This is a genomic window from Pseudoalteromonas rubra (genome assembly GCF_004212645.1).
Taxonomy (GTDB): Bacteria; Pseudomonadota; Gammaproteobacteria; order Enterobacterales; family Alteromonadaceae; genus Pseudoalteromonas; species Pseudoalteromonas rubra_G.
Genome location: NZ_PPUZ01000012.1, coordinates 14412 through 33266 on the forward strand (window position 1 = coordinate 14412; position 18855 = coordinate 33266).

The window sequence follows — 18855 nt, forward strand, 5'->3', positions numbered from 1 at the left end:
ATTACCACTCTAACTCTCTGGGCTTTGCCCAGCTTTGCATTACTTCTGTGTCTGCCAGCTCAGCAAACCGTGCTCCGCCCTGAGGCAAAGCGTAGAACGTCATTCTTTCGTTGTCCCATTCAAAGCTCAAACAATAGGCGTGCAGGTAAACTCTGTCGGCTTCACTGCCACCATAGCTGACATCGCCGAGGATGGGCGCTGATAAGCTTTTTAGCGCAACCCTTAGCTGATGGGTTTTGCCGCTGTAAGGTTTGAGTAAACAGGCTCTCAGGCCAGGCGCTATGCTGGCACTATAAAAGCGCGTGACAGCCGGGTTATCCTGACTGGTTAATAACTTATACGTGCCGCGCCGGGATTTGGCCATGTCGCCTTTAACCCAGCCTTGCTTCTTTTTGGGCTTGTTATCAATGAGGGCCAGATAGAACTTATCCACGGCGCGACTGGTAAAGCGCTCAGTCAGCCTAGCCGCAGCATCACTGGAACGAGCCAGCACCAACAAGCCGGACGTCACCTTATCGAGTCGGTGTACCGGATAAAGCTGCTCGCCGAGCTGCTCAGCTAATAAGGCAACAAAGCCGCTTTCCTGTTCACTGTGAAAACTTACCCCTGCGGGCTTATGTGCCACCACAAAGTCGGGGTGGCTGGCAATTACCTCAAAGGGTGCCATTGAGGTACTCTACAACGCGTTTTAAGTCTTCCGGTGTATCAACCCCGGCATAAACCGGGCGACACGCCTTGGCAATTTTGATGCGGTAACCGTGGTATAGCACGCGCAACTGCTCAAGCGATTCCTGCCCTTCCAGCGGAGAAACCGGTAAGGCCAGGTAGGTTTTTATAAACCCGGCGCGATAGGCATAAATACCCACATGGCGCTGAAAATGTGCCAAAGGGATTTTGCTCTCATCCAGTGCCATCATGCTGTCACGCTGAAACGGGATGGAGGCACGGGAAAAGTACAGCGCATTTTGGTGTGCATCCTGAACCACTTTAACGGCATTGGGGTTCAGTACTTCCTGCACATCCGTCACATCAACGCTCAGCGTAGCCATCGGCGCTTCCTGCGCCTCATGCAGTAAAGTCGCCACCTGAGTGATGTTTTCCGGCGCTAACAAAGGCTCATCGCCCTGCACATTAACCACTAAGGTATCGTCGGCCAGCCCCAGCTGTTCAACCACCTCAGCAAGGCGCTCAGTGCCCGACTGATGATCTTCTCGGGTCATCAGCACGTTTTCGGTAAAGGCTTTAGCGCGCTCAAACACCTGTGTGTTGTCGGTGGCGATATAAACGGCTTTGGCGCCAGATTTTTGTGCCTGCTCGAACACGTGCTGGATCATGGGCTTACCACAAATGTCAGCAAGCGGTTTACCTGGCAGGCGGGTTGAAGCGTAACGCGCCGGAATAACGACTATGAATTCCACTTTTCGACCTCTTCAAGGGATAATTCACGCGCTTCGTTTTCCAGTAGTACTGGAATGTCGTTTCTGACAGGGTAAGCCAGTTTCGCAGCCGTGCTGATCAGCTCCTGATTGTCTTTGTCAAATCTCAGTTTTCCTTTGCAAACCGGACAAGCAATAATCTCGAGTAATTTAGTGTCAAAGGCCATGGTTGACTATCCCTTTTTGTTTTAATAACGAATTCAGTTGTTGTGTAAGCGCAGCACTGGGCTGGGCTTCTACTTTTAAATAATACCAATTTTCTTTGCCGAATGACTGGCATTTTACCGCGTCTTTTTCGGTCATAAAGACAGCCTGATCTTCGCACGTGGCAAAGTCGGCTGCGCTGTAGGCATGGTGATCGGCAAAATGCAGTGTATCGGTCAGTTCAATGCCATCTGAGCGCAGGGATTGTTCAAATCGCTGCGGATTACCAATGGCGCTAACGGCAACGCCCTGTCCGGCAGTTTGTGCAACCGCCTGATTGTCTTTCACGCTGAAATAGCCACTGCGTACCAGCTCATAACCAACCCCGTCAGACTCTCCATTATAGACAACCAGATCTGTGTACTTGAGACGCCCCGTTGTTTCGCGCAGTGGACCGGCTGGCAACAGCTGACCGTTACCAAAACGGCGCTGTGCATCGACAATACAAATCTCGATATCCCGGGCCAGCTGGTAATGCTGCAGACCATCGTCACTGACGATAATATCCGGCTTGTCTTCTTGCATCAGCATTTCGATGCTTGCCTGACGGTCGCCACCTATCATCACAGGACAACCCAGGCGTTTGTATATCAATAAAGGTTCATCGCCCGCTTCTGCGGCGCTGCTGTTGTCCGTCACCCTGTATGGCAGACTGGGCGGCTTGGCGCCATATCCCCGGCTGATCACAGCTACTTTCAGGCCCAACGACTCAAGGTATGGCACCAGCCATAACACGAACGGCGTTTTACCGTTGCCACCTATGCCTATGTTGCCAACAATGATCACCGGTACGGGCGCTTTATAGACACGCTTGAGGCCCAGCTTAAACATTGCCCTGCGCAGTGAGCTCAGTAACCAAAATAAACCTGACAAAGGCAGCAGTAAGATATTTAACAGCCCCAGGGGCTGATACCAGCTGCGCTCTAGGCGATTCATGCCTGCTCACCGTATTGCATCTGGCATAGCGCAGCATAAATGCCCTTTTGCTCAAGCAGTGCCTGGTGTTTACCCTGCTCGACAATGCGCCCCTGATCGAGCACATAAATACAATCGGATTGCTCAATGGTCGACAGGCGGTGTGCTATCACAATAGAGGTTTTATCTTTCATCAGATTATCCAGTGCCTGCTGGATCAAACGCTCTGACTCGGTATCCAGTGCCGAAGTCGCTTCATCGAGAATCAAAATGGGCGCGTTTTTAACAATTGCACGGGCGATGGCAATACGCTGGCGCTGACCGCCGGAAAGCATGACACCGTTTTCACCCACCATAGTATTCAACCCCTCAGGCAAGTCCTTAACAAACTCCCAGACATGGGCCTGCTTTGCTACCTGCTCCAGCTCTTCCTGCGTATAAGCGCGCTCCAGTCCATACATAATGTTATTGGCAATGGTGTCGTTAAACAGCACCACCTGCTGTGACACCAGTGCAAACTGCTTGCGCAGCGACGACAGTGTGTAGTCCTGAAGTTTCACCCCATCCAGAGTGATCTCTCCTTCATCCCAGTCGTAAAAGCGCGGCAGCAGGTTTGATAATGTCGACTTCCCTGAACCACTGCGGCCCACCAGCGCGATACTCTGGCCAGCCGGAATTTGTAATGATAAGGATTTAATGACGGCTTCGTCTTTGCCCGGGTAACGGAAGGTCACGCCTGAGACTGCAATCTCGCCCTTAACGCTGTCCGCCTCAAGTTTGCCGGTATTCTTTTCCTGCTCTTTATCCAGAATTTCAAAAATACTGGTCGCCGCAGCAATGCCGCGCTGCAAATCACTGTTCACATTCGCCAGCTGCTTAAGCGGTCTGAGCATCATCATCATAGAGGTCGTCAGCGACACAAAGGTGCCCGAAGAGATGGTGTCTATCATTTCTGGCATCGCGATGATAGCCAGGATCAATGCCATGGCGCTGGCTGCTATAATTTGGATCACCGACACGCTCAGTGCGCGCGTTGCATCCATCTTTACACGTTGCTGGCGATTGCGGTTATTCACATCGGCAAAGTGAGTGATCTCTTTGTCTTGACCACCGAAACCATGGATCACTTTGTGCCCGGCCAGCATTTGCTCTGAGCTACGGGTGACTTCGCCCATGGCATCCTGAATATTCTTGGAAATTTTCCGAAAGCGCCTGGAGACCAGGTTCACTATCACGCCGACGATGGGAATGACAACTAAAAATATCAAAGACAACTGCCAGCTGGCGTTGAACATCACCACCAGCAAAAACAGCACAAAGGCCCCTTCGCGGATCATCACCTGTAAAGCACGGGTCACGGCCTGTTGTACTTGTTCCGTATCAAAGGTGATTTTTGAGATCATTTCGCCGTTGGAGTGCTGGTCGTGAAAACTTACCGGCAAGAACAGCATGTGTTCAAACAAAGACTGACGCAGCTTTCTTACTACCTGAGAGCCCACATAGCTCAGACAATACGATGCCATGTAGTTGAAAATCCCGCGTCCAATAACCAGCAACACTACCACTATGGGTGCCATTTTTAGCACTTCGGCGTTGCGCTCTGTCAGGCCATCGTCAATAAACGGCTGCATTAACTGAACGAACAGTGCATCCATGGCGGCGTAACCGAGCATGCCAATAATGGCAAACAAGGCTGGCACTTTAAAATCGAAGGTGTAACTCAGAAGCCGCTTGTAGATCTGCTTGGCGGATTGTTGCATAGTGTCTCTCTGGTACGTCATAACCCGCGTATTGTAGCTGTACTGATGGCAAAACTGAATGCATTATCTTAAGAACCAAAAACTTTTCCTGTCGCGGGCGGTTTCCAGTTGAACTTCTGTCCCGGTAATTTTGAATCGAACCTGACCCGCAGTGGCGGTATCCAGCATCTGGCTGCCAGCAGATTGATAACGCGCCACCACCTCATCGTGTGGCAAGCGCCAGGGCGAGTGGTATCCTCGCGAGAACACCACCCACTTAGGAGCAACGGCAGAGACAAACGCCATACTGGATGATGTATTGCTGCCGTGATGGGGGGCAAGCAGTATCTCTGCTGGCAGCTTTTCCCGTTGCAATGCCAACAGTGCTTTTTCTGCGACCTGCTCTATGTCTCCAGGTAGTAACAACTCGGTCGTACCATCACTTATCCTGACCACACAGGAATTATTATTATCGCTGTTCATTGGCTTAACCGGCCACAGAGGCTCAATGCTCAGTTTGCCCATTTGCACCGTTTTGAGTGTGCACAGCGCCTTACCATCCCCCTGGTGAAACTGTTCCAGTGAGCGGCCACCATCGTAACGGTATAAGTCAGCAAGCCCGCCATTATGGTCGCTGTCATCATGGCTGATCACAGTATGTACAAGGGTAATGCGATGCGCCTGCAAATAAGGCTTGATCACATTTTCAAACAGCGAATAACGCGAAAAATAACTGGCGCCGAGGTCAATCAGCACGCCATTGCCCTGAGCAGAGACCAGTACCGCCGTGCCATGTCCAACATCAAAAACGTCCACCTGCCAGTCGGGTGGCCGTTCTAAGAGGCTGACCATCAGTACAGCAGACACAGGAACCCAGGCAAATGGCCGGGTTAAGGTGCTCATACACAGCAGTAACGCTATGTAGCTCAGTATCAAAAGCTCAGGTGCCAACGCGCCGCTGTGCCACCAGTGATAAGGAAATACGTTTAACCACTGATAGGCCGAGTTGAGCATGGCATCTGGTATAGCCAAAACGGTCCACCCCGCGGTCATGACGCTGAGCAGATGTGTCAGCAGCAGTGGAAAAATCATCACCGACAACAATGGTATGACCACCAGGTTGACTGGTATGCTGCTCAGACTAAAACCATGATAGGAATAAAGGGTAAGTGGTAACAGAGCCGCAAATAAGCCACATTGCAAATATAACAGCAGCTTGACTCGGGACAGGCGCACCGGTTCATGCATTGTGTTGCGAAACACCATAAAAATAGTGGCCACCGCAAAGAAAGAAAAATACAACCCCAGGTTGAGCACAGCAAAGGGATTGGCAATTAAGATCACCGTCAGGGCATAGATTAATGTTCGCGCAGGGCTCAGGTGCCGGGCAAGCAAAAAACAACATGCGCCCAGCAAGGCCATTAACCAGGCGCGCTGCGCCGACACCTGCATACCACTGAGCCAGACATACACCCCGCTTAAGAGCAGCGCAAAGGTAAAATAGCCCAGCTGATAATTATGATGCTGAGCCAAACGCGACCACATTAACACCAAGGCAAGTTTGCACAGAGCAAAGCTCAGCGCAAATACAATGGCCACATGCAGGCCGGAAATGGCCAGCAAATGACTAAGACCCAGCGATTGAAAGTAAGCTTTATCGGCTTGCGGTACCGCGCTTTTGTCTCCCGTCAGTATCACGTAGTAAAACCAGCTAAAATGCAATCCATCCAGCGCCTGTGACACCCAAGTGCGATAGGCCACTTGCCATCGCTCGCTATGGCCGTAACTTGCATCCTCCACTGACAGGCGGCCTTTGTAGAATATCTGATTGCGAAAGGCATAAAGCTCAGCGTCAAATACCGAGAAATTTTTTCGACTGCGAAACGGCTTGAGTGTCGCCATGCCTGTCAGCGTTGCGCCGTTTAAATCTGTAGGCAACATGCCATTTAGGGACACATTGGCGCGAACACGGCGATACAAGGGCACCTGGTACTTGCCTATGCTTGTAAGCTCAAGGGTGACATAAGGGTTCGCGCCAGCGCCAATGACTTTACTGACATTGCCGACGACTTTCACTTGCTGCGCTAAGCCTTTTTCAGCAAGCGGTGGAGCATAAACCAACCAATAGTGACAAATCGTCACAAAAATACCTAAAATAAAACCTGCCAAAACACTCGAAAAAGTCTTAAAATACCCGCAGAGAAAAAGGAGCACGCCTGAGCAGACAAGCCACTGCCACTGACCCAGATAAAATACTGAGATCAGGCACCCGCTGATCAGGCCGCAGCAGATCAATATCGATGTAAATGGTTGCTTAACATGCCAAAGAAGACGATCCAAAGGTTTCTACCCGATCACAATAAGATCAAACAGCAAAAGTCGCTGAAAATATTCGGTAGTTTGTTACATGATGCAAATCTTTGGCATTTAAATCGCCGCTCGGCGCGTGGGGCCTTTTCCGTAGGCCTGTTCTTTGCGTTCATCCCTGTTCCTTTTCAAATGGTTCTTGCAGCCGCCCTGGCCATTCCTTTTCGCGTTAACCTCCCTTTGTCAATCGCACTGGTGTGGATCACTAACCCGCTGACAATGCCCCCTATTTTTTACGCCTCCTATCAGGTGGGCGCATTCGCACTGGGTCAGGAAGAGCAACCATTTCATTTTGAGGCCAGCTGGAACTGGCTGGTCGAGAGCCTGTCAACCATAGGGCCAGCCTTCATTGTTGGCTCACTGATCTGCGCCTGTATGGCGGCTCTTTTGGGCTTTTTCGTTATTGATTTTCTATGGCGTCGCTCTGTCAATAAAGCCTGGGCCGCTCGTAATCAGCAATCCAGCTAACCCGACCTCTTTATGGTTTAGCAGCTCAAGGGCTGCTTTTCCAATCTTCTTTATTTATCGAAGTAACTGACAAATCCAGCCAGCGCATTGGTCACGGCAACTGAGGCCAGGATCAAGCCCATTACTCGGCTGATAACACTGGCCCCGGCATTACCGATGACCTTATGAACGCTGCTTGCGACCAGCATCAGTAATAAAGTCAGTAAAATTACCGCCAGCATCATCGCCACGGTCTGCATTTGCTCGAAGATATTAAACCGCGCATTTTCAGTTAACAGCACACACGCGAGCATAGCCCCTGGGCTTGCGATAGACGGGACCGCCAGCGGGAATATCGCGGTTTCACGGTGGTCTTTGATTAACCGGACCTCTTCTTCCGGCTTACTTTCACCAAAGATCATCGACAGTGCAAATAAGAACAACACTATGCCACCGGCAATCTGAAACGCTGCCAGCGGGATCCCCATCGCGGTCAGTAAAATCTCTCCAGCAACAGCAAAAAACACCAGCAAGGCTGCAGCGACCAGACTCGCAATCACGGCAATTTTTCGTTTCGCCGCTGCGTCATAGCCACGCGTAACCGCAATAAATACCGGTATCGTACCTATCGGGTCGATAACCGCAAAAAAGAAGATAAAAGTGGCGACAAAATCAATCACGACATTTCCTTTTCGGCAATTCAAGTTTGAATTGGCATGGATAAACTGTGCCGTTTACTCTATCAGTGACAGAGAAAAAAACCTACGTGATTTTGTTTAATCAGGATAATAATGAAGACGTTGCGATAAGGCTTTAGATAAACAAATACGATGAGCGACATTGCCATTCCAATCGTGGTTAAGTGCCACGCCCTCAGCCTTTGCTTGGCACGTCAGCGCACTTAAAAAGAGAAAGCGCCTTTGGCGCTTTCTATTACTGTATTCGCTAGTGCAAACGACTGCGGTGTGCTGGCATATTAGGCTGCTCAAACTCCCGCTGCGATTCTTTTTGCAACTGCGTTTTTCCGTAACGCAGGGGTAATTCAAAGTGCTGCTCCATTTGCTTACCCACTTTTATTTCCGGACCTAGCTGTCGGCTGTTCGTTCCAAATATAAATCCAAATGGCGCCTGTCGATACTGACACACCATACCGGTACAGATAACATCATCATCTATCGTCAGCTGGGTAATAGCAGGGTTGTTTGTGACATCCAGCTCAGTGAGGTCAGTATACCCTGCATAAAGTGAAGTAAGCTCGCGGTTCTGCGACACATCAAGCGTAGTAATTGTGGTCTCGTCCAGCTCAAGTACTTTCAGTGACTCATAACCTGTTACATCGATACCTGTTAACGGACTGCCGCTTAAGGTCAACAGAGAAAGGCGTTCAGCATCTAATGGCGCTAATTGGGTCAACTCAGATCCCCTTAGCAGCAAGTCAGTCAGTCGTGGATGATGCCCAGACTTTAACTCTGACAATGGGTTAGACTGTAAATCCAAATATTTGAGCGATTGCAATTTACTGATATCCAAAGCCTTTATCTGGTTACCCCACATATGTATCTGTCGCAATGATGGTGTACCAGACAAATCGACCTCAGCTATCTGGTTTTCTCTGCCATAAATTTGCCAAAGTTTTGGATGTGCCGTTAGCTTTAGGGAAGACAATTTGGTCCCTTCTATAGCGAGAGTTTCAAGTTCGGTATTATGAGATAGCTCAACCTCTTCCAGAGTTCCGCCAAAAATGCTTAGGCCAGTCAGCTTTGTCAGTACAGAGAAATCGATTGACTCTACATAAGCACCATTCATACCCAGTGAAAGAAGGTTAGGAAACAATTTAAAATCAACAGGGTGCGAGATATTGTCTGACAACCATAATGTAGTTATTGAATTGTTTGCTGGTACGCTCTGTTCATTTAGCAAATGGTGGGGCGTCCACAGTGACTCGAGCTGATGGAGGTGGCTTAGGCTCACTTTTTCGAGATTAGTGCCTCTGATATCCAGCTTAGACAGCTTGCTGTTATTCAGCAAACTGAGCTCAGGAAGACCGGTATTTTTAACATACAACATATCCAGCTCAGCTAACTTAGTTACATCGAGACTCCTCAGTGGATTTGAGCTGATATCCAGCTCTTTCATCTCTAGGTTTTTAGATAGATCAATTTGAGTCAATTTGTTGGCCCAAATATTTAGCTCTTTTAGCTGACTATTCGCCGATACATCGATCGTATTGAGATTATTGTCTGCCAATGTTAACGCCTCTAGCAGGGAATTTTTAGAAACATCAAAAGAGGAGAACTGGTTATCCATAGCATGCAACATTTGCAACTCTGGGAGCCCACTCACATCAAGTGTTTTGAGCTGATTGCCACCTAACTGAAGAAAAGACAGCCTGGGATTGTTTGACACATCAACAGTAGACAGCTTTGCATTTTTTACTGTGAACCCTTCCAGCTTGGTCAGCGCAGCAACATCAATCTCTGAAATTGGATTGTCCCACAGATAAAGATCTGTCAGATTTAGGTTGGTGCTCACATCAATCGTATTCAGGCTGGTGTTATTCACTTGTAATGATTCAAGCTGAGCCAGTCCTGAGACATTTAGGGTCTTCAGCGTTTTGCCATCAACCCATACTTCTTTGAGCGCTTGGTGCTGACTGAGATCCAGTTCAGATACTGTCTCAGCAGTACTGATGGTAAGGTAAGTTAAACCCTTTAAATGGGAAATCGCGACTGCCTGCTCAAAGGGGTTTTTACCCAGTGATAGCTCCGTGAGCTCTGCTACAGGGGCGAGGTCTATCTCCGTTAGCGAGTTACTGCTGGCGAACAATGTTTGGAGTTTCGCGTTACCAGACAGGTCCAGGCTAGTTAACTGGTTATGAGATACCTTGAGCACTTCTAGATTAGTCAGGCCAGACACATCTAGCTGTTTCAGCTGGTTATTCTTAACAGACAAAGATGTCAACGCGCCCAGTGCCGGGGCATCTAAGGCTTCTATCTCATTGTGTTCGACATCCAGCGAGGTTAAAGCAGTAAATAGTTCCAGACCATTGAGAGACTTTATGCCTTTTTCATTACAGACTAACTCACTGACTTCGTCTGGATAAGTATACCCCTGCTCGATTAGGCATGCTTTAAGCCCCTCATCCAGCGTATCGTTGTCGGCTATCGTCATTTCAGCCGTGAAATTGACAGTCAGTGTACAGGCGGCAGTTAAAGCCTGAGTTACATACTGATCCCCTTCTAAGGTGCCTTCACAACCAGAGATACTTTCAAGCTGATAGCGCTGAGCAGGCGTCACAGTAAAAGTTGCCTGCTGACCATGTGCAATCTCGACTTGTTCAGGGCTGACGCTCCCCTCGCCTGTCACTTCAACACTCACCGTGTACACAATGGGTTTAAAGCTGGCTTCCACTGCACAATCTTGCTTCACCGGTGTCAGTGTGTAGGTGCTATTATCGAGCGAGCCTTCACAACCCGAAACCAGATCAATCTCAAACCCGTCCCCTGGGGTTAGTGTAAACGTGCCTGTCTGATTTTCTGTAAGGACCAGCGAGCTTGGCTCTATGCTTCCTTCACCGGAAACGCGCGTTGATATAGTGTATTGCTGCGTGGTTTCTGTCTTACTTGCAGTACTTGCGGTTTCCGAACCTGTGCTCGGTTTTTCATCGCCCGATCCACCTGAGCACCCCGCCAGAGCCAACGGAATTGCAAACGCTGCTACAGCCTGATAAACATTAAATTGCAAAATTCTACTCCTTATTTGCAAAACCAACAAATGTTAAGTAGGTGTATTATATTTCGTCCCCATTTTAAGTAAATGTTTAATTAATAAAAATCTGCCACTTACAACAAACAATGAATTATTTCATACCCCGTATTGCAACAAAGATACAAAGTCATAGTCTGGCCGGTTGAGCAAAGGTGAACAAGAAAAGAGTGAAAACGCGTAGAACACACAAACTAAAAAGCGGCAGGTATGCGTGGCCTGCCGCTTGATTCAACACACTTTCTTCTTGCGAAGATAAAGGAACATAAGTATGCGAATTCTTTTGTATTGGTTTTAGGTCAAAAATAAAAGCAAACCGATACTTAAGTATTAATTTATCAGAGTCTGATCCCGCCGTCAATTTCTACTACACGACCGGTGAAGAAATCATTCTCGATAATATATTTTGCCGTGTGGGCAATCTCGCCAGCTTCACCCAAACGTCCGACAGGTTTCATTTTCAGCAGGCGCTCTTTGGCTTCCGGCTTCATAGCGTCGGTCATCTGTGTGCGGATCACGCCCGGTGCGATGGCACCAACACGAATACCGTAACGGCCCAGCTCTTTCGCCCAGGATGTGGTCATAGCAACAACACCCGCTTTGGCTGCCGAGTAGTTGGTCTGACCCATATTACCCGCACGTGCCACGCTCGACATATTGATGATCACACCACCTTGCTGGCCTTCTACCATCTTAATTGCCGCTTCACGGCCACACAGGAACACCCCGGTCAGATTGACATCCAGTACCGACTGGAACTGCTGTAGTGACATTTTATCCGTCACTTCCCCATCTTTGGCTTTTAACAGCAGGCCATCGCGTAGAATACCGGCGTTGTTAACCAATACCGCGATATTACCCAGGTCTGCCACTATGTCGCTGAATACCTGTTCAACATCGCTCTCCAGGCTCACATTTGCCACATAAGTTTTTACTTCAACATCCAGTGTTCTAAGCTCAGAGGCTGCACTTTGCAGCTGCTCTTCCTGCATATCTATCAATGCCAGCTTGGCACCCATCTTGGCCATTTCCGTTGCCATCGCAAGGCCCAAGCCCTGCGCACCACCGGTGATCACCACCGTTTTGTTCTTTATATCCATGATATTTCAACCCTGCTTCTGTTACTGCTTTTGTGAATAGAGTTTAAAAATAGCACTAAAATCTTCACTGCCACTGCCCTGATTCTGCATCAGGTTGTAGAGATTTTTTGCCAGTGCCCCCATCGGCGTAGCCGAGTTTGTTTGCTGTGCCGCCTGCATCGCCAACCCTAGGTCTTTGGCCATTAAATCAACCATAAAACCAGGTTTATACCCATTTGACGAAGGCACATTCTCTAATACGTCCGGACACGGATTGTATAGCTCCAATGTCCAGTTGCGACCCGAGCTGTTGAGCATAATTTCGCTCAATACTTTTGGATCAAGGCCGTGGTCAACGCCCATTTGCAGTGCTTCACTGGTGCCTGCCATGAGTATTGATAGCAGCATATTATTACAGATCTTAGCGACCTGACCGGCACCCACAGCCCCGGCATGGAAAATATTCTTGCCCATGTCGTTCAGGACCGTCTGCGCTTTGTTAAAGTCAGCGTCGCTGCCACCCACAATAAAGGTTAGCGTACCAGCCGCTGCCCCGGCAACGCCACCGGACACCGGCGCATCAACAAATGCAATACCAGCCTGCGCCAACGTATTACCAACAAACTGCGCTGATTCTGCGTCAATGGTTGAGCAGTCAATCACCAGCGTCGACTTTTCAAGATAGTTGATCAATCCATCTTCGCCAGTATAAATCATGCGAACGTGCTTGCTGGCTGGCAGCATACTGATCACAAAGTCTGCACCTGCGCAGACATCAGACACATTGTCCGCAGCCACAGCACCGTGCGCTTCAAGTTGCTTTAGCGCCTCGGCACTGAGGTCAAATACCGTGACCTGGTGACCGGCTTTGACCAAATTGGCTGCCATCGGGCCGCCCATGTTTCCTAAACCTATAAATCCAATCTTTGCCATGTGTTTATTCCTTATAGATCAGCCAGGGGATGTTCACTCTCTTCCCAGCGTGGCGCAAAAAAGCTGTCAATCACTTTGCTATCTACGTCAGCAATGGTCTTAAATTGCCACTGTGGCTGTCCGTCTTTGTCAATCAGCAGTGCACGTACACCTTCACGGAACTCACCCACTTCACCACAGTGAACCGACATCGCCAGTTCACGCAAGAAGCACTCCTTCAGTGACAGGCCTTCTGCACGCTTTAGTTGCGCATGAATTAATACAGCGCTCAAAGGAGAGCCATGCTTAAGGGCTTTTTGTGCTTTGCTCAGCCATTTATTCTCTGTGCTGTCCAGCGCCAAAATGTGTTCAATCTGAGCTTCCAGGGTGTCAAATTCGGCAAGTTGAGCGAACGAGTCAGCCAGTGGCTTAATTTCGCTGCGCGGTGGAATGTGCGATGCTTCATCAAGCGAGATCAGTAGCTGAGTCAGCTTCTCGTGGTTAAGCACATTCGTTTTACCCCAGTTTACTTCGCTGAGGTTGTGCAGCAGCATATCCAGACGCTCGCCATCCATATAGTGATCGGCCAGGCCAACAAACTTGGCATCGGTGGCATTGATAGAAGCACCGGTCAGGCCAAGGAACAAACCAACGCCCTCAGGCATCTTGTTCAGGAAGTAGCTACCGCCAACATCCGGATACAAACCGATGGTGATTTCTGGCATTGCAATACGTGATGATTCGGTCACCACACGGTGGCTGGCACCGGCCATCAGACCGAGACCGCCACCCATGATGATACCATTGCCCCAAAGCAGAATCGGTTTATCATAATTGTGGATGTGGTAATCAAGGCGATATTCCTCGGCAAAGAAGACTTCGAGATGATTATTGCCATCTTCGGCAGCCATCGCGTTGTACAGGCTAACCACATCACCACCGGCACAAAAGGCTTTTTCACCTGCGCCTTTGAGCAGCACCATCGCTATCTGCTCGTCTTCAGCCCAGGCTTTCAATTGTGGATCCAATAAGCGGATCATTTCCAGGTTCAGTGCGTTTAGTGCTTTTGGCGCATTGAGGGTGGCAATCGCCACCTTCATGCCGTTATTACAGTGCGCCAACTCAAATACCACTGGGGCATCTGCCTGGTTCAGTAACTGTAATTCAACCATTAGCCGTTCACCCAGTTTGCTTTACGTTTTTCTAAGAAGGCGTTGACGCCCTCTTTCTGATCTTGTGTATCGAACAAAGTCACGAACAACTCACGCTCAAGCGGCAATGCACTGTTGATGGTGCCAGTACGACCTTTTTGGATCAGGGCTTTACAGGCGGTCACAGCCACCGGGCTTTGATCTTCTACTTTCTTGGCCAGCTCAAGGGCTGCTTCCAGCGCTTTGCCCTGCTCAACCACTTCTTCAACCAGTCCAATCTGCTGAGCTTTGTCGGCTTTAAGGCGCTCACCACATAAGATCATGCGCTTCGCCCAGCCTTCACCGACCAGCCATGACAGGTTTTGTGTACCACCGGCACAAGGCAGCAAGCCCACTTTGGCCTCTGGCAGTGCCATTTGCGCCTGTGCTTCTGCAATACGAATGTCACAGGCCAGCGCGACTTCCAGACCACCGCCCATCGCGAAGCCGTTAATGGCCGCAATAGACACGCCGCGGAAATCACTCAGGGTTTCAAATGCTTCACCAAATACGCGCGACATATCCGCCGCAACGCCTTTGTCGCCATCGGCAAACACATTCAGGTCGGCGCCCGCTGAGAAGAACTTTTCACCCTCACCGGTGATCACCAAAGAGTAAATATTTTTATCGGCATTAAGCTCGTTTACCAGCTCCTTCAGACCGACCAGTGTATCGCGAGTCCAGGTGTTTGCCGGTGGGTTGGACATAGTCACTATCGCGATATGGCCTTGTTTTTCGAGTTTCAATTGTGCTGACATAATGATGCTCCTCTACAGTACGCTTCCAGCGCCTTCGGCTAGAATTCGGCGTGCAATGATCACCCGCATGATCTCATTGGTGCCTTCCAGGATTTGGTGAACGCGTACATCACGCAGGTGGCGCTCAAGTGGGTATTCTTTGATGTAGCCATAACCACCGTGGATCTGTAATGCATCATCACAAACCTTAGTACCAACGTCGGTCGCAAAGCGTTTAGCCATGGCACAGTAAGTGGTTTTTTCACTGTCGTTGCTGTCCAGTTTGAACGCAGCCAGACGGACCATCTGACGCGCGGCAACCAGTTCAGTATTCATATCTGCAATCTTAAACTGAAGTGCCTGGAATGCCGCCAGAGGCTTACCAAACTGCTGGCGCTCCTGCATGTATTCTTTGGCTGTGTTCAGTGCCTGTTGTGCAGTACCGATTGAACAGGTTGCTATATTAATACGTCCGCCATCCAAACCCTGCATGGCAAACTTAAAGCCTTCACCTTCTTTGCCCATCAGGTTAGCCGCCGGAATACGGACATTTTCGAATGTTACCAGGCGGGTTGGCTGCGCATTCCAGCCCATTTTCTCTTCGGCTTTACCATAGATAACGCCCTCGGCATCGGCCGGCACAACAAAGGCAGAAATGCCTTTTGGACCGTCTTCTCCGGTACGTGCCATCACCACCAGCACATCGGTTTCACCGGCACCAGAGATAAACATTTTTGACCCATTCAGGACATACTCATCCCCTTCCAGTACCGCTTTGGTTTTCAGTGATGCCGCATCAGAGCCTGAACCTGGTTCGGTCAGGCAGTATGAAGCCAGTAGCTCACCCATCACCAATTGATCCATGTACTGATCTTTTACCGCCTGAGTGGCAAAACTGGCAATCATCCAGGTGGCCATATTGTGTATGGTCAGCATTGCCGTAGTGGCTGTACAGCCCATCGACAATTGCTCAAAAATAATGCTTGAATCAAGACGCGACAGACCCAGGCCACCCGCTTCTTCCGGCGTATATAAGCCACAAAAGCCCAGCTCACCGGCTTTTTTAATCACGTCCTTCGGGAAAATATGTTTTTGATCCCATTCGGCGGCATGGGGTGCCAGCTCGCTCATGGCAAACTGATAGGCGGTTTCGGCAAAAGCCTGTTGATCTTCGTTGAGATTAAAGTCCATAAAGACCTCACTTGTTGTCATAGCGGGCAAAGTGATGATTCTGCCCGGCGTTATTCTTATGTACCTGAGTCTCAGGTATTACTACGAGCGGCCCGGGCAAGTGCCGGGCCTGATAGGTTAACTGACTGGCGTTATCGCAGGTTAATACTCATGTTAGGGCCCGTTACGGCCTCATCGGCAAACCAGCGTGAAGTAATGGTCTTGGTTTCGGTGTAGAAACGCACACCCTGCTTACCATAGGTGTGTTGGTCGCCATAGAAAGAGTTTTTCCAGCCGGTGAATGAGAAAAACGGCAGTGGCACCGGAATCGGAATATTAATCCCTACCTGGCCTACTTCTATTTCATTCTGGAACTTACGTGCCGCAGCGCCGCTTGCCGTGAACAAAGATGTACCGTTACCGTAAGGGCTGTTATTAACCAGTTCAATGGCTTCTTCCAGGGTATCAACACAGACACAGTTCAGTACCGGGCCAAAGATCTCTTGCTTGTAGATGTCCATGTCTGGCGTGACGTCTGTAAACAACGTCGGGCCAACCCAGTTGCCGTTCTCGTAGCCTTCAACGGTAAAGTCTGAGCCATCCAGCAGACAGGTTGCGCCCTGTTGTTTACCACTTTCGATCAACGACAGAATACGTGCTTTAGCCTGGGCTGAGGTTTGCGGGCCATAAGCCGCTTCAGGGTCATTCCACACACCCGGGCGTACTTTTTCAAGACCGGCTTTTAAATCGTCGATCCACTCTTTAGACTTGCCAACGAACACGGCAACCGAAATCCCCATACAACGCTGACCCGCAGCACCCACTGATGCACCGACCAGGTTATTGATGGTCTGCTCACGGCTGGCATCTGGCATGATCACCATGTGGTTTTTCGCGCCGACACAGGCCTGAACACGTTTTAGATTCTCTGTGCCTTTGCTGTAAATATAAGAACCAACACCACACGAGCCCACGAAAGAAATCGCACGTACTTCAGGGGCTGTCAGGATTTGGTCTACCTGCTCTTTGGCACCGTGTACCACTTGTAGCACGCCTTTTGGTGCGCCTGCTTCTTCGAACAGCTCAACCAAACGCATCGGTGTAAGAGGATCTTGCTCGGACGGCTTTAATACAAAGGTGTTACCACACACAATCGCCATTGGGAACATCCACAATGGGATCATCGCCGGGAAGTTAAACGGAGTGATCCCCGCACATACGCCCAGCGGTTGAATATAAGAATAAGTGTCGATGTTACGGGCAACGTTCTCAACCGTTTCCCCCATCATCAGCGCCGGCGCGTTGGCCGCCTGCTCAACCACTTCAATACCACGCCATACATCGCCTTTGGCATCTTCAAAGGTCTTACCAAGCTCATGGCAGATGATAGTCGCAATCTCTTCCTGGTGCTCTTTTAACAATGCCGCATAGCGCATCATGATGCGAGCACGCTCTGTTACCGGCACATTACGCCAGGTTTTAAATGCTTCTTGTGCAGATGAAATCGCTGCCTGAACTTCTTCGTGCGTCGCGCACGGCACCTGTGCCAGCACTTCCTGATTGGCCGGATTGACGACATCCAGCCACTTGTCTGACTGAGACTGGGTAAATTCACCGTTGATGTATAATGGTACCTGGTGCATGTGCACTCCTCCCCCAATTAAAACGAAAAAGCGCCGCTTAATTATTGTCGTTGCGGCGCTATACTTAACTTAAACTTCGACGGCTAATGCCACCGCTTCACCACCACCGATACACAGTGAGGCAATGCCTTTCGATAAACCGCGATTGCGCAGTGCATGAATAAGCGTTACCAGAATACGCGCACCGCTGGCACCGATTGGATGACCCAGTGCACAGGCACCACCGTTCACGTTTACTTTGCTCTGATCCAGGCCAAGCTCGCTGATAGCCAACATAGTCACCATAGCGAACGCTTCGTTGATCTCCCACAGATCGACATCGTCTTTAGACCAGCCTGTTTGCTCAAGTAACTTGTTCATTGCACCTACTGGTGCAACAGTAAACTCAGCAGGCGCCTGCGAGTGGGTGGTGTGACCAGCAATTTTACACAGTGGTGTTAAACCATGGCGCTTCGCTTCTGATTCGCTCATCAATACCAGTGCTGCTGCACCGTCAGAGATAGAAGACGAGTTCGCTGCCGTGATGGTGCCATCTTTTTTGAATGCCGGACGCAGTGATGGGATTTTATCCGGGCGTGCATTGCCAGGCTGTTCATCAATCGCCACTTCTACATCACCTTTACGGGTAGCAATGGTGTGCGCAGCAATTTCATTATTAAAGCTGCCGTTTTCAATGGCGGCGTTGGCTTTGCTCAGTGAGCTCAGCGCAAACTCGTCCATGTTGTCACGGGTAATGCCGTATTGATCGGCCGTGTCTTGTGCGAAGCAACCCATTGCTTTGTTGTCGTAAGCATCTTCCAGGCCGTCTGCCATCATGTGATCTTTAATTTCACCATGACCCATACGCATACCACCACGCGCTTTAGGAATGAAGTAAGGTGCATTGGTCATGCTTTCCATACCACCGGCGATGGCGTTTTTAATGCTGCCTGCTTTGATCAAATCGTGCGCAAACATTGCGGCTTTCAAACCAGAGCCGCAGACTTTATTAATAGTGGTTGCGCCCGTTGAACGAGCCAGACCCGCATGTAACATCGCCTGACGCGCTGGCGCCTGACCTAAACCGGCTGGCAGTACACAGCCCATGATCACTTCATCAATACTGGCATCTGACAGGCCAGTCTCGGTCATCACCGCTTTAATTGCGGTTGCACCTAAGTCAGTAGCACTGGCGCCTGACAGGCTACCCATGAATCCACCCATTGGGGTGCGTTTTGCGGCGACAATGACAACAGCTTCGTTACTCATTAA

16 protein-coding genes are annotated in these 18855 nt (G+C 49.7%); 1 reads left to right on the forward strand and 15 read right to left on the reverse strand.

Translation table 11 applies throughout. The annotated features are described in order from the left end of the window. Window position 1: 1 nt before the first annotated feature. From C3B51_RS04850 to C3B51_RS04875, 6 genes are all read right to left on the reverse strand, one after another. Window positions 2-667, reverse strand: a complete 666-nt coding sequence (locus C3B51_RS04850; protein ID WP_130244350.1) for a TIGR01621 family pseudouridine synthase — start codon at window positions 665-667, stop codon at window positions 2-4. Further along, complete coding sequence (kdsB, locus tag C3B51_RS04855) at window positions 654-1418, reverse strand: 3-deoxy-manno-octulosonate cytidylyltransferase (RefSeq protein WP_130244351.1); 765 nt, start codon at window positions 1416-1418, stop codon at window positions 654-656. Before kdsB ends, C3B51_RS04850 begins: the two co-directional genes overlap by 14 nt. Continuing rightward, the gene (locus C3B51_RS04860) at window positions 1406-1603 is read right to left on the reverse strand and encodes a Trm112 family protein (RefSeq protein ID WP_010381495.1); all 198 of its coding nucleotides are present in this window, start codon (window positions 1601-1603) and stop codon (window positions 1406-1408) included. Before C3B51_RS04860 ends, kdsB begins: the two co-directional genes overlap by 13 nt. Continuing rightward, window positions 1593-2576 (reverse strand): tetraacyldisaccharide 4'-kinase, encoded by a 984-nt coding sequence (lpxK, locus tag C3B51_RS04865; RefSeq protein ID WP_130244352.1) that lies wholly within the window; start codon window positions 2574-2576, stop codon window positions 1593-1595. Before lpxK ends, C3B51_RS04860 begins: the two co-directional genes overlap by 11 nt. Next, window positions 2573-4315: a lipid A export permease/ATP-binding protein MsbA gene (gene msbA / locus C3B51_RS04870; RefSeq protein ID WP_130244353.1), complete on the reverse strand. Its 1743-nt coding sequence runs from the start codon at window positions 4313-4315 to the stop codon at window positions 2573-2575. The genes lpxK and msbA overlap by 4 nt, the downstream gene beginning before the upstream one ends. A 63-nt stretch (window positions 4316-4378) precedes the next feature. After that, window positions 4379-6634 (reverse strand): DNA internalization-related competence protein ComEC/Rec2, encoded by a 2256-nt coding sequence (locus C3B51_RS04875; protein WP_130244354.1) that lies wholly within the window; start codon window positions 6632-6634, stop codon window positions 4379-4381. Here C3B51_RS04875 and C3B51_RS04880 point away from each other — a divergent pair. Beyond that, a complete protein-coding gene (locus tag C3B51_RS04880) occupies window positions 6614-7129 on the forward strand; it encodes a DUF2062 domain-containing protein (protein ID WP_046003803.1) in 516 nt (171 codons plus the stop codon). The genes C3B51_RS04875 and C3B51_RS04880 overlap by 21 nt on opposite strands. Before the next feature lie 50 nt (window positions 7130-7179). On the opposite strand, the gene C3B51_RS04885 is transcribed toward C3B51_RS04880, so the two are convergent. The 9 genes from C3B51_RS04885 to C3B51_RS04925 form a co-directional block, all read right to left on the reverse strand. Continuing rightward, complete coding sequence (locus C3B51_RS04885; RefSeq protein WP_125718955.1) at window positions 7180-7788, reverse strand: MarC family protein; 609 nt, start codon at window positions 7786-7788, stop codon at window positions 7180-7182. 265 nt (window positions 7789-8053) lie between these two features. Further along, window positions 8054-10852: an InlB B-repeat-containing protein gene (locus C3B51_RS04890; protein ID WP_130244355.1), complete on the reverse strand. Its 2799-nt coding sequence runs from the start codon at window positions 10850-10852 to the stop codon at window positions 8054-8056. Between the two features lie 359 nt (window positions 10853-11211). Continuing rightward, window positions 11212-11973, reverse strand: coding sequence for an SDR family oxidoreductase (locus C3B51_RS04895; RefSeq protein WP_130244356.1), 762 nt, complete (start codon window positions 11971-11973; stop codon window positions 11212-11214). Window positions 11974-11994: 21 nt separating this feature from the next. After that, on the reverse strand, window positions 11995-12885 hold the full coding sequence (mmsB, locus tag C3B51_RS04900; RefSeq protein ID WP_125718950.1) for a 3-hydroxyisobutyrate dehydrogenase: 891 nt from the start codon (window positions 12883-12885) through the stop codon (window positions 11995-11997). Window positions 12886-12896: 11 nt separating this feature from the next. Continuing rightward, a complete protein-coding gene (locus tag C3B51_RS04905; RefSeq protein ID WP_125718948.1) occupies window positions 12897-14036 on the reverse strand; it encodes an enoyl-CoA hydratase/isomerase family protein in 1140 nt (379 codons plus the stop codon). Then, window positions 14036-14812, reverse strand: coding sequence for an enoyl-CoA hydratase (locus tag C3B51_RS04910; protein ID WP_046003798.1), 777 nt, complete (start codon window positions 14810-14812; stop codon window positions 14036-14038). The genes C3B51_RS04905 and C3B51_RS04910 overlap by 1 nt, the downstream gene beginning before the upstream one ends. Before the next feature lie 12 nt (window positions 14813-14824). Further along, window positions 14825-15982, reverse strand: coding sequence for an acyl-CoA dehydrogenase family protein (locus C3B51_RS04915; RefSeq protein WP_130244357.1), 1158 nt, complete (start codon window positions 15980-15982; stop codon window positions 14825-14827). A gap of 131 nt (window positions 15983-16113) precedes the next feature. Beyond that, window positions 16114-17604, reverse strand: a complete 1491-nt coding sequence (locus C3B51_RS04920) for a CoA-acylating methylmalonate-semialdehyde dehydrogenase (protein ID WP_046003796.1) — start codon at window positions 17602-17604, stop codon at window positions 16114-16116. Between the two features lie 69 nt (window positions 17605-17673). Continuing rightward, window positions 17674-18852: an acetyl-CoA C-acyltransferase gene (locus tag C3B51_RS04925; RefSeq protein WP_046003795.1), complete on the reverse strand. Its 1179-nt coding sequence runs from the start codon at window positions 18850-18852 to the stop codon at window positions 17674-17676. Between the last annotated feature and the right edge of the window lie 3 nt (window positions 18853-18855).